The sequence below is a fragment of the Oribacterium sp. P6A1 genome (genome assembly GCF_000702885.1).
In the GTDB taxonomy this organism is placed as follows: domain Bacteria; phylum Bacillota; class Clostridia; order Lachnospirales; family Lachnospiraceae; genus Oribacterium.
In genome coordinates, this window is record NZ_JNKO01000001.1 from 301,222 (window position 1) to 313,831 (window position 12,610).

Annotated in this window: 8 protein-coding genes and 1 rRNA gene; all 9 read right to left on the reverse strand. The window is 42.0% G+C overall.

The annotated features are described in order from the left end of the window. Positions 1-147: 147 nt before the first annotated feature. Complete coding sequence (locus T515_RS01245; protein WP_036606583.1) at positions 148-726, reverse strand: hypothetical protein; 579 nt, start codon at positions 724-726, stop codon at positions 148-150. Positions 727-1,049: 323 nt separating this feature from the next. Next, positions 1,050-2,093, reverse strand: coding sequence for an isocitrate/isopropylmalate dehydrogenase family protein (locus T515_RS01250; protein WP_036606585.1), 1,044 nt, complete (start codon positions 2,091-2,093; stop codon positions 1,050-1,052). A 285-nt stretch (positions 2,094-2,378) separates the two neighbouring features. Continuing rightward, the gene (locus T515_RS01255; protein ID WP_081832610.1) at positions 2,379-4,667 is read right to left on the reverse strand and encodes a hydratase; all 2,289 of its coding nucleotides are present in this window, start codon (positions 4,665-4,667) and stop codon (positions 2,379-2,381) included. Positions 4,668-4,824: 157 nt separating this feature from the next. After that, positions 4,825-5,775: a LysR family transcriptional regulator gene (locus tag T515_RS01260; RefSeq protein ID WP_036606586.1), complete on the reverse strand. Its 951-nt coding sequence runs from the start codon at positions 5,773-5,775 to the stop codon at positions 4,825-4,827. A gap of 30 nt (positions 5,776-5,805) precedes the next feature. Beyond that, positions 5,806-7,314: an HlyD family efflux transporter periplasmic adaptor subunit gene (locus T515_RS01265; protein ID WP_036606589.1), complete on the reverse strand. Its 1,509-nt coding sequence runs from the start codon at positions 7,312-7,314 to the stop codon at positions 5,806-5,808. Then, positions 7,314-9,647 carry an ABC transporter permease gene (locus T515_RS01270; RefSeq protein WP_036606591.1) on the reverse strand — a complete coding sequence of 778 codons (2,334 nt, stop codon included), beginning with the start codon at positions 9,645-9,647 and terminating at the stop codon, positions 7,314-7,316. The genes T515_RS01265 and T515_RS01270 overlap by 1 nt, the downstream gene beginning before the upstream one ends. A 6-nt stretch (positions 9,648-9,653) precedes the next feature. Next, positions 9,654-10,280: an ABC transporter ATP-binding protein gene (locus T515_RS01275; protein ID WP_330372620.1), complete on the reverse strand. Its 627-nt coding sequence runs from the start codon at positions 10,278-10,280 to the stop codon at positions 9,654-9,656. Positions 10,281-10,641: 361 nt separating this feature from the next. Next, complete coding sequence (locus T515_RS01280) at positions 10,642-11,787, reverse strand: 2-methylaconitate cis-trans isomerase PrpF family protein (RefSeq protein ID WP_036606595.1); 1,146 nt, start codon at positions 11,785-11,787, stop codon at positions 10,642-10,644. 600 nt (positions 11,788-12,387) lie between these two features. Continuing rightward, positions 12,388-12,610 (reverse strand): 23S ribosomal RNA (locus tag T515_RS01285); the annotation flags it as partial.

Sequence of the window (12,610 nt, forward strand, 5' to 3'; positions counted from 1 at the left end):
CTTATCCACGACATAAGTATTTGATTCCATTCAAAAACAATCTCAAAAAAAAGAGCAGCTCATCCTAAACCGGATGTCCTGCTCTTCTTCATTTTACGTATTTCTCAAAGATACCGATGCCCAAAATGATTTCGTTTTAAATTATGTTTAATCTATTTTTCCAAAATACTTTGTCACATCAAATTCTACAGAGTACTCCCCTTCCCCTGCTCCTTCTTTAGATCCATAGGTTATAACGAGATTGTTTCCTGTGGAGAATTTCATGGATTCCGGCCAATAATACCGGTTGTCTATGCTTTCCACCCTGCTTACGGTTTTCCCGTCTTTATCAATCACATAAAGATCAGGGCCATAATATCCACACATATAAAGTTTACCTGATGAGCTGAACACCCATAAAGCACTTGCTCCTCCGAAATCAGGATTCTCTTTTTTTACGGCCCCTGTCTCAGGATCAAGCATCATTACAGTTCCTCCATGAAGGACATAGGCATAGCCGTTATTTATCCCGAGAAACTGGGATCTTGTCAATTCTGTCGCCGGTAATGGATCCAGATTTTTACTCCACATAATAGATCCATTGGTCCTGTTTTTGCATGTCAAAGTACTGTATTCATAGCAGTCAACATATTTTATGTTCATGCTTATCTTTGGTTCAGCTGCAAAGATTGTTGTACATAATCCCAAAATAAAGCCCACAATACCGATAACTATTTTCTTAAGCATATCTTCCCCCTCAAAAATAGTAAAGTTTGACTATTCCTTCCCAAACTTATTATCGACGCCAGATCATTAATTATTAACTATTGTCGGTATCTAACCGCTTTGCACTCATATCTTAGTATAGAAAATCAAATCAAAAAAACACAGAGGCCGCACCAAGTTTTTCCTTGATAGACCTCTGTGTACATTTTCCGGGAACAGCAGAATTTTGCACCCTGCCAACTCATTAATAAGCTTAATTTATTGCCTTACGCCCCTTCGTGCCTTTTGCCTGAATATCTTTTTATCCATCCTGCTTCCGGCACCCGGGATGCCATTCATATATCTTATGCAGCCATTGCGAGAAGCTTCTTAACCTCATTAATCACAGCATCTGTGTACTCGGTTGTGGAAGCTTTTCCGCCGATATCCTTTGTTGTATGGATACCTTCGTCCATAACATTCTTGATAGCTGTACGGATCATATCACCATACTCATTGAGTCCGATATGATCGAGCATCATACATGCTGACCAGAGGAATGCTGTAGGATTTGCTATATTCTTTCCTGCGATATCAGGAGCTGAACCGTGCACTGCCTCGAACATGGCCATATCGGTTCCCACATTGGCAGAAGGCATAAGACCTACGCCTCCGATAAGCCCGGATGTAAGATCTGTGATGATGTCTCCGTAAAGATTCTCTGTTACCATAACGTCGAACTTTGAAGGATCAAGAACCAGATTCATGCAGCATGCATCTACGATCATGTCCTTTGCTTCGATATCCGGATAATCCTTTGCTACCTCATAGAATACATCCAGGAAAAGTCCGTCTGTAAGCTTCATGATATTGGCCTTGTGAATACATGTAACCTTCTTACGTCCGTTCTGTACTGCAAAATCGAAAGCTGAGCGGCAGATTCTCTCTGACTTGTCTCTTGTGATGATCTTGATGCTGTGCATCTCATTGTCTGAAATCTTCTCCTCAACTCCTGCATACAGGTCTTCGGTATTCTCACGGAATGTGACAATGTCTGTATTCGGGAATGGTGTCGGAACCGCTGAATTTGACTTCGCCGGACGGAAGTTTGCATAAAGATCATACTTCTTTCTCATTGTTACATTGAGAGAACGGAATCCCTTACCAACAGGTGTTGTGATAGGGCTCTTAAGAAGAACCTTTGTCTTTTCAAAAGATGTAAACGCATCATCAGGAATAAGCTTTCCGTTTCTGTTATACTCTGCTTCTCCCACATCAAATATCTCAAACTTAACGGGAACATGTGCAGCCTGGAAAATGGCAAATACTGAATCTGAAATTTCAGGTCCGATTCCGTCGCCTCTGAAAAATGTTACTGTCTTTACTGCTTTGTCATCTGCTGCTCTCATGGCTTACCTCCCGCTTCTTTGCTCTTTGTTTGTTCGTTTGTGTTAGATGTCAGTCAATATTTATGTTTGTTATCGGTTATCATCAATATCAGCTAACTTAGTATCACGTTATTTTGGACTTGTTTCGTGTGTCCTTATCTCTTATGGTTCATATCATAAACCAGTAATAAAGACTTGTCAACCGTGTCCTTATTATTTTTCCGAATATCTCCTATAACGCATAAAAAACGCGCTCCAAACAGAACGCGTTTTTCTTTCAAGTTTACGTTTAAAGACATATGAGACTTATTTTTTGTAGTAATTGATGAGACTGCCGGAAATTATGATATCTCTTTCTTCCACCGTTAACTTATCAAGAGTAGCCTTAATGCTGCCTGTCCTGTGCTTTTCTATATCCGAAGCGCTGAGTCCTTTAAGCTCTTCTTCACTGTTCACTTCGAAATCACCGTCAAGAATCATGATTTCAGGCTCGCTTTCTCCGTTTTTCAGTATGCTTTTTATATCCTTGATATAAAGGTAAGATCCAACGGATATGTTCAGAGCCTCCTCTGTCCGGAGAGGAAGCAGTCCCCAGTTAATAAGATTGCTCCTGTAACGTTTTGTTGAGTACTCATTTGCAAGATTTGCAAATCCACCCAGAACCTTCTGACAGGATGCTGCCTGCTCACGGCTTGAACCGTCACCAATCTGATCAGAGATCATGACAGACCCGAAGGTAACAGCATTGGCAGTTTCCTGAAGATTAGGTCTGGTACTTATGTCTCTTATTGCTTTTGCCAGAGGTACATACTGCGGATCTCTGGATACCATGGTATAGCCTGAGATCTTTTCAGGATTTGAACGATATGAGCTTATCTCTCCCGAGGGTATAAGCTCGTCTGTTGTAACAGAGCCCTTATATGATCCTGCGACCTTCAGAAGAAGATCATCCTTCAGTCCCGTCATTTCAGGCCAGTCAGCGATATTAGGACCCTTGACTATTTCTGCATCGGGATCTGCATGTCCAAAATTGTCAAACACCTGATTTTCATAAATCTTTTTGTTGAAAATGTGCCTTATATCACGATATTCAACATCCTGAAGCTCTGTGGCAGCGGTAAGCCTTCCGCCGTTCCTTACGGTTGCAGCTATTGATCTTGCATCCATAAGGCACACCGCAGCCATCTGTCCCTGTGTAGGTTTACTACCTTCACGGTTTGGATAGTTTCTTGTCACATGACGTATGGAAAGCTGGTCGTTGGCCGGAGCATCGGTTACTCCGAAGCATGGCCCGCATATACATGGACGCATGGTAACACCTGCCTGTGCAAGTTCGGAACCTATTCCTCTGGTCATTAAATCTTCCATTATAGGAAGTGATGCCGGGTTCACATGAAGATTAAGCTCCTGTCCTTTAATTCCGTAAATCCCATTTCCGGTGCCTGATTTAAGAATGTCAGAAACAGCTACGATGTTCTCGAAAAGTCCTCCGGCACATCCGGATACCAGGGCCTGATCAGGATAGAATGCCCCATCTTTTATATGCTGCCTGAGGCTGAAAGGTTTTCCTTTATCTCCCTTTATTGCATTACCTGCATCCTCAACTTCTCTCAGAATCCTGTCCATATCAGATTTGAATTCTCTGATGCTCATGGCATGGGAGGGATGGAATGGAAGCGCGATCATAGGTTCTGCTGAATCCATATCTATTTCTATAAATTTATCATAGTAGGCGCCAGCCTCCGGTTCCAGTCTCTTATATGCCTCTGCTCTTCCGTGCTCCGCAAGGTACTCTTCCGTCAGCTCATCCGTACACCATATAGAACTCAGGGCTGCGGATTCCGTAGTCATGACGTCTATGCCCATACGGAATTCCATGGAAAGATTTCTGATTCCCGGACCCATAAACTCCAGAACATTGTTCTTGCAGAAACCATTGGAAAAAGTCTTTCCTATAAGTGAAAGCGCCACATCCATCGGACCTACTCCCGGCTTTGGACTTCCTGTGAGTCTTACACCGATTACCTTTGGATACGGAATGTCATAGGTATGTCCAACGAGCTGCTTTACCAGTTCTCCTCCGCCTTCTCCTATACCCATAGTGCCCAGCGCACCGTAACGGGTATGAGAATCTGAGCCAAGGATCATCTTCTCTCCGCCTGCCATCATTTCACGCATATACTGATGAAGCACTCCTCTGTATGGAGGCAGGAAGATACCACCGTATTTCCTGACATTGGAAAGACCAAATGCATGATCGTCCTCAAGAATGGTTCCGCCTACGGCGCAAAGTGTATTGTGGCAGTTTGAAAGCACATAAGGTATATTAAATTCCTTAAGTCCCGCAGCTCTCGCTGTCTGAAGGATATTTACATAATTGTTATCGGGAGAGACCATACAGTCAAACCCGAGTTTCAGATTCTTCATGTCTCCGCTATGATTATGCCCGGACAATATCCTGTAGGCCATGGTTTTTTTACGGCCTTCTTCGACTTCCGAAGCATCTTCCGGAGCTCCCATCGGTCTTTCAGATAAGCCTGGAATCATCTCATACTTTTCATCAATAAAAACACCGTGATCAGTCAGTCTAACCATGTTTTCTCCTTTACAAAAATCCCTACAATCATAATTTGATTATAGGGATTTCGTAGTCATAAGTACAATATATTGAAATGTATGTTTATTATAGTTGATTTCTATTAAATAGCGGGTTTTCTATTGGATCAGACTCATACCTATCATTCCGGAACTCTCAGGACATCATCTCCGGCTTTATTCCCTGATATCTGGCAAACACCTCTCTCATGGTTCTTATGAGAGCCCTCTCCGCTTCATCCAGGTATACGTTTTCCTTATAGACGATGTTCACATCCCAGCTGTCGCTTTCCTCACTGTAATTGAAAACCTCAAAGCCTGCATTTTTCAGCGGTTCTATGGCCCTTTCCGGGACTATGGTGATTCCGAGGCCTGAGCTTGCGAGCTGTGTAGCCGAAATGCAGCTCGATACCTCCATTATTTCCTTCGGAACAAAATCGAATCTTCTGAAAACATCATCCACCTTACGGCGTATATACTGACCTTTCTTCATAATGATGAAGGGAAAAACATTGAGCTTACTTAAATCCACTTCAGGAATAGTTTCCTCGGTTCCGGGATTGATGATCATATCATCAGTTATCATGCCCTTTCCGGCAACAAGATACAGCTTTTCGGTATAGATATACTCGACATTCACTCCCGCAGGCAAATGTTCTTTCCCTCCCGGAAGTACACAGAATGCGATCTTATCATTCATCAGATTATTTATTATTTCCTCTGATCTGGACTCCTGAAGATATATCTTGATGTTCGGATATATCTCCCTGAAGGCTCCTATGACTTTTGGAAGCATATATCCTGCACGCTCAGTCGGGATGCCTATGTTAATGCGCCCTTTCTTTCCGTGTCCGATATCCGAAAGCTCACGCCTCAGATTGTCCTTCAGCACCAGTATCTGTCTGGCTGTCTTGACATATCGTTCACCGGCATAGGTAAGAGTTATGGGATTAGTCTTTCTGTCAAAGAGCTTAACCCCGAGATCCTCTTCCACCTTTGAAATAATATAACTTAATGAAGGCTGTGAAATATACAGCTGTTTTGCTGCTTCAGTGACTGAGTGGTTATCGGCAACAGCAGTTATGTAAGTCAATTCTCTAAAATCCATAGATCCAATCCCTTTTAATGATAATGTCTGTCACTCTTCATTATAAACGATTTCTTTCACTTCTTCGCCTACAAATTCTATAACAGACGGATCCATTATGACATGATCACCTTCCTTTATACCATCTACTTCCGTCATCTGATCATCTCTGAGACCTGTAGTTACATATACCTTGGTAACAACGCCTTCTTTAATCATATAAATATACGAGCCCTCATCATCATCGAAGATGCATTCATTAGGCACTCCCAGAGTATCTGCTCTTTCATCCAGCTTCAAAGTAACATCCGCATCCAGTCCGACTATCAGTTCATCCTTTGTATTCAGCCTTATCTCTACTACGGCCTTGGCTTTACCGCTTGAATCATTTTCCGCTGACTGATTAATTCTTTCTACTTCGCCTTCATATAACTTGTCACCGATTCTTACATCTGCTTTCTGACCGATATTCACTGATGTTATATCAAACTTTGAAACCTTCATCTTTATAAGGTATTCATCATCAGATTCTATCTCCATTATAGCTGCGCCCTTTTCAACTGCAGCACCTTTATCTACAAAGCAGGCAGTTATGATACCGTCTGCTGTGGCTGAAGTTCCTTTTTGTGCGGCAGCATAATTCTTTTCAGCATTCTCAAGATTCCTGTCATCCAAAGCAACCTGCTGTTCTCTGCTCTCTATATATCCGTTAGTCAAAAGCATGGTCTGGGCAAATTCCTTTTGTGCCCTTGCTTCCGTCCACATTCTCATGACTGTTTCCATGTTTGATTGTATCTCCAGATACTTCTCATGTGTGGCGGCATCCATACCTTCCTCCGGGAGAGTGGTCTTATCGACCTCAATATCAGTAAGCTTTCTGTTCAACTCTGATATGCTCTCCAGGTAATCAATTGCCTTATCCGTTTTTTTGTCCACTTTTTCTTTGCTGGCTTCCTCTTCATCACCTGTGAGCAATTCAATTTTCTTTAGTTCAACCTCTGTCTGCGCAACACTATTCTGCTTTTGGCTGATTTGCTGCTGGAGCTTTAGGATATCCGAGTCATACTGCTTTTTCACATCAGCTATAAAACGATCATCCGCATAGCTTTCATTGGTCATGGTTCTCAGCTTCTCTTCCAGCTGTGTATATGTCATGGCACAGTTATTTATCTGTGCTGTGGCATCATTCATCATCCTTTCATACCTGGCCTTTTGATCCTTATCGGCACTTAGTATCTTCTTACTGTATTCGGCATCGGTTCTGGCCAGATCCACCAAAAGCTGTTGATTGTCCATGACATAATTCACCAGTTTGTCTCCCGACTTCACCCTGTCACCTATCTGAACCGTTTTTGAATCCACTATACCGGACACATCAGAATATACAGTTATCTTTTTCCCTCCGGAGATTCTTCCGGTACCGTTGATTTCGGGGCTTATGGTGCTTTTCTCTGCCACGACAACTATCATTTCTTCAGGCTGAAGAAAATACCAGACAGCTGCACCCACACAAGCTATACATAAAAGAGCTATTATTCCACGTTTAACATTTTTAATCATTACTCTACTCCCTTTAATGCATCAACCATATTTATAGTTTTTACCCGTGATGAGATTACGGCATTGACTGTGACTGAAAGAACAAATGAAACTAATATCGAAAGCAGATACGGCATCAGACTGATTTTATAAATAAAATCAGATGAATAATCTATATTGTCCATAGTAAAAACCAGTATCGTCTTTCCCAGTATGAGCCCCAGGACAGTGCCTATACCATCGATGATTATACTTTGCTGATTCAGAATCCAACGGATATTCCCGGTTGAAAAGCCAAGTACCTTGAGTGTGGCCACCTCCCTGACCTTTTCCACAAATGACAAAATACCGAGATTATACATAACGACTATTCCGAGCATCACTGCAATAGTCATTACATAATAAACCTCCTGGTCCGTTGCGGCTCTTTTCAGATTCATCGCTCTTATGTACTCGTTCTTCGAAAAAACGCTCAGTATTTCTTCTCTTTCCGTAACATATCGTTTAGGCACAGTCATGTTGGTAAACAGAAGATTTGGCTTAAATTCTCCATTAATGCTTTCAAAGTACTCTCGTTTCATGGCTATGCCCTGTTCATCGGGTGCCTTAAAAACATCACAGATCCTGACCTTGAATTTATCCCTGACACCGGGAATCCGGAAGCTTACCTCGTCTCCGATATTCAGCCCCATCTCATTCATAACCTTTGAGCTTACAGCAGCTCCCCTTTCCGGCAGGTTCATGAAGTTCCCATCGCCATCCTGAAACATATACAGGTTTCCCTTATCCATCACAGTTACATAATACAGACCTATTTCGTCGCCTTTTGTCACATCGGTCTGCACCTTTTCGACCATCTGTCCCCTGAATCTCCTGGAGTAGTCGTAAACGGTGTTGTAATCGGTCCCGGCTGTAAACCCGACCTCGAAATTAGCAGGTGTGAGTCTCAGATATTTCCAGTTCTCAACTCCCTTGTTGAGTTCATCCATACCAAAAGCCGTAAGCATCAGAGCTGTACATAGCATAACTCCGACTATACCTGCCAGGGTCCTCACCCTATTCCTGTTAATGTCTCTGATATTCCATCTGCTGGCAAAGCTCAGCTTGTTCCAGATTGGTGTTTTTTCTATAAATCCCGCACCTGACATGGCAGGGGGCTCAGGTCTTAATATCTCTGAGGCTCTCAAAGACAGGATACCTCTGCAGGATAAGTAATTGGTCATGGCCGACATCGCTGCGACAATAGATATGACTATCACTACTCTTGATGATAGTTCCATCCTGCCGAAGGGATGACTGTAATACAGTTTAAGAACATCAAAGATATATATACCCAAACTGTACCATCCTGCCACAGCACCTGTTATGCATCCCATAAGACATACCACAACCGAGTATGTTATATAGTGTATAAAAACGGTCTCCTGGGCGAATCCCAGCGCCTTAAATGTTCCTATTATGGTTCGCTGCTTCAGGACAAGTCTTGTCATGGTAGACACGATACCGAGAAGTGCGATGGAGATGAAAAGGCAGGGAAAAACTATTTCCAGAGTCTCATCCGCATCAAGATCACTGTGTATCGAATCATATCCTCCATCATCCTTTTTTGATACGCAGGTAATATTCCTATCTTTAAAAAGCTCCTGTATCTCTGACTTGGCTTTTTCTATCTCCCTTTTATCAGCATCGGTAAGCTCAAATTGATTAGTGACATTTTTCAGATCTATGTACATGCTGTCGAACTGAAAGTCCTGTCCCGGATAATCTCCTGAATCCAGAAATGCATACCCGTATGCTCCTATATCAGGCTCCGTATATGTATCATCTATCTTAAAGTATGTGTGATCGGGATTCTCCATTATCCCCATGACTATCTCATCAAATGCTGTACTATCACATATAAGCGAGAGATTATCTCCTACATCTATACCCTGCTTCTCGGCGAAATACCTGTCTATCCATATACCGTGCAAATCCCTTTCATACTGGACTCCCTTGTGGAGCAGCATCTTTGAAATCGCATTATCTTCGATAAAATTGAATTCCAGCTTTTTTTCTACGCCATTCAGATTTATCTTTCCGTTAACTGTATGCCGGAGCTCTGCTTTTTTTACCGCCGGAAGATTCTGCACCAGTGACAGATCCTCTCTGGAAAAGCTCTCACCCTCAACATACACATCCATAAAATTTGTTATAAAAAAGTACTCATCTACAGATTTTCCCAGTCCGGAAACAACAGAGTCAAAGGCTTCCATTATGAACATGGCAAAAAAGCACATCAAAAAAATAGCAAGGAACTGTACTGCATTTTCCTTCAAATCCCTGATAAGCTTGATTCCAAGATTTTTACTCATAGCATCTTACCAATTCAATTCAAAAGCATCTTTCGGATTATCGTTAATGACTATTTCATCTATCGTACCGTTTTTAACCATGATAACTTTATCCGCAATCTCAGCGAACAAAGCATTATGTGTGACCATGACAACGGTTCTTCCCTCTACCCTGCTCTGATCCTGCAGAAGCTTAAGAACTTCACGGCCTGTATTTGTATCGAGAGCTCCGGTAGGCTCATCGCACAAAAGAAGCCTGGGCTTTTTGGCTATAGCTCTGGCTATGGCGATTCTTTGCTGCTGACCACCTGACATCTGGGAAGGAAAATTATCCTTTTTATCTTTAAGTCCGACGAGGTCGAGAGCATCCAGGGGATTCATGATGTCTATACCAAGGTCTCTCATAAGGTCTACATTTTCATAGGCTGTAAGGGATGGAACCAGATTATAGAACTGGAATATGATTCCCACATCCCTGGCTCTGAACTGTCCCAGTCTTCTGTCATCGAATGCAGTTATTTCTTCTCCGCCAAAAAAGATAGAACCTCCTGTGGCTGCATCCAGTCCTCCAACCAGATTAAGCAAAGTACTCTTTCCTGATCCGCTGGGACCCAGTATGACAACAAGTTCGCCTTCCATGATTTCTACATTCACATCATGCAGCGCCTCATAGACTATTTGGCCGTTTCTGTAGATTTTTCCTACATTATTAAGTTTAATAAGTAATTTCGTATTTTCTTCCATACCTATACAGCGACAAATGATCAAAAATGATAAAATAAATAATTATTTCTATTAATTTTACTTTATATTTTATTTTAACTATTTTTATTTATTATAAGTATATCAAATTTTTTTATTTCGTTACTATTTATCTTTAATTTAGTTAGTTCCTGAATCGGTCTTAACTTTTTCGCAAAAAAAGATGCAGGTTTAAGCGTCTGACACGCTCCTTAACCTGCATCCGTCTTTAATCGGCCTTACCGGCCTATATATGATCTATAAGATTATTTCATCATCTGATATATACATATCCGTCCATGATTCTTCTTGCTGTTCTCTGTACTGCAACTCCCGGAATCTTATAGTCCGCAGGATTTCTTCCTTCCTTTACCACAGTAGGAACCATAGTCATCACACCGCTTGGATGTCCTATGCGAACTGTCTTCCGGTCATCCTTTGCTGCCACTATTTTATTTACGATAGTGCCTTCAAGGAACGCCGCCGTAGATACTGAACTTGCTGCTGTAAGTGGAATAGCCTTATGACATTTGAATACCGAAATGACTCTTGCGCAGACATCCATCTTATCTTCCGCAACTTCCTTATCTTCTATGTCAATGTATCCTCTCGGAGTAGTCACGAATCCGACCTTCGGTACACCCGGCTGGTTATCTGTGGCTTCCTTAAGATCCTTCGCAAATCCCATCATTACACAGGCAGTCCCACGGATCTTTTCAAGAAGGTCCATGACCTCCTTATTGTTGTTTATCTGATCCGGAAGTTCTGTTCCCTTCATTCCGATGTCTTCAGCTTTTACAAGTACGATAGGATTTGACACATCTATAATGGTTGATTCTATCTTTCCGAATCCGGGAATGTCGAGAACATCAACTTCATTTCCTGTTGGGAGCAGTTTCCCTGTCTTAGAGCCTGCCGGATTCAGGAAATCAACCCTGAGTTCTGCGGCTGTGCCGTCAACACCGGCTATCTCACAGTTTCCGTCATTTGCAAAGGTATGAGTCTCAGGATCTATAGGAACGTCCACATTGATATATTTATCTGTGTTCTTATTGAGCATTCTTACTGTTGTTACAGGCTCTTTAATATCGACCATTCCTTCTTCTACACAGAATGCAGGTACAGCCGCAGTCATATTTCCGCAGTTTGACTTGTAATCCACCTGTCTTTTTCCGACTATGACCTGTCCAACCAGATATTCAATGTCTACATCCGGTTCTTCGGATTTCCATATGATAACAATTTTATTGTTGGATGATACTGTTCCGCCCATTCCGTCGATCTGCTTAGGATCTGGAGAACCCATTACCTGTAGAAATATATCATCCCACTCTGCTCTGTCTGCCGGAAGGTCTTCCTTCTTGAAAAGACACCCCTTAGATGTACCGCCACGCATGAATACTGTTCTAAATTTTCTCATTTTTACCTCCTTGGGTCATGCACAAATCGAGCTTGCTCGAATTTGTATATGACCCACTAATTAAGTTTGAAAGTTTACTTTCAAACTTTCTCTCCTGTTCTGTGAGGAACGTTAATTTGCTTTTATACTGCTATTCAGACTGACAAATTTTATTACTAACATTATACTTAGGCGATGGAGATAGAGTAAAATATAACTTATTGTATGTTTATTATAATCATTATTTTATGATGGAAAATAGGGCGGGACGGCACCGGCCCACTCGAGAGAGAAAATGCCATTTAAATGCGCTTCACGCTGGCATTTTCGCTTGATTTCGGCTAACGCCGAAACAGCCTCGCCGCCTGGGGGCATCAGCATGTCTTACGACATGCTGTTTATGATTGAAAGTACAGCCGGATCGACATGTTCGTATTCATCAATGGCTAAAGGGTTTAGATTACATGGCACTTTCCTATACCTCAAAAAAAGCTCCGATGTTGCCATCGGAACTTCTAAAGCTTATATCTATATTAGGTATCGTCTCTTGAAAACTGTACACCACATTATCAATTATTCTCAGTAATCCATCATTCTCTATCCGATAAACATTTAACCTCATTGGTCAAACCCTCGACCTATTAGTAACTATCACCTGAATGCTTTACAGCACTTACAGCTTAGCCCTATCAACCTCGTAGTCTTCAAGGGGTCTTACTCTTGCGATGGGATATCTCATCTTGAGGGTGGCTTCACGCTTAGATGCCTTCAGCGTTTATCCAGTCCCGACATGCCTACCCTGCACTGGAGTTGATCTCCAACAGGTCCAACAGAGGTCAGTCCA

Coding starts and splice junctions, on each gene's coding strand:
- T515_RS01245 (WP_036606583.1), bottom strand. CDS start 726: ATGCTTAAGAAAATAGTTATCGGTATTGTGGGCTTTATTTTGGGATTA.
- T515_RS01250 (WP_036606585.1), bottom strand. CDS start 2,093: ATGAGAGCAGCAGATGACAAAGCAGTAAAGACAGTAACATTTTTCAGA.
- T515_RS01255 (WP_081832610.1), bottom strand. CDS start 4,667: ATGGTTAGACTGACTGATCACGGTGTTTTTATTGATGAAAAGTATGAG.
- T515_RS01260 (WP_036606586.1), bottom strand. CDS start 5,775: ATGGATTTTAGAGAATTGACTTACATAACTGCTGTTGCCGATAACCAC.
- T515_RS01265 (WP_036606589.1), bottom strand. CDS start 7,314: ATGATTAAAAATGTTAAACGTGGAATAATAGCTCTTTTATGTATAGCT.
- T515_RS01270 (WP_036606591.1), bottom strand. CDS start 9,647: ATGAGTAAAAATCTTGGAATCAAGCTTATCAGGGATTTGAAGGAAAAT.
- T515_RS01280 (WP_036606595.1), bottom strand. CDS start 11,787: ATGAGAAAATTTAGAACAGTATTCATGCGTGGCGGTACATCTAAGGGG.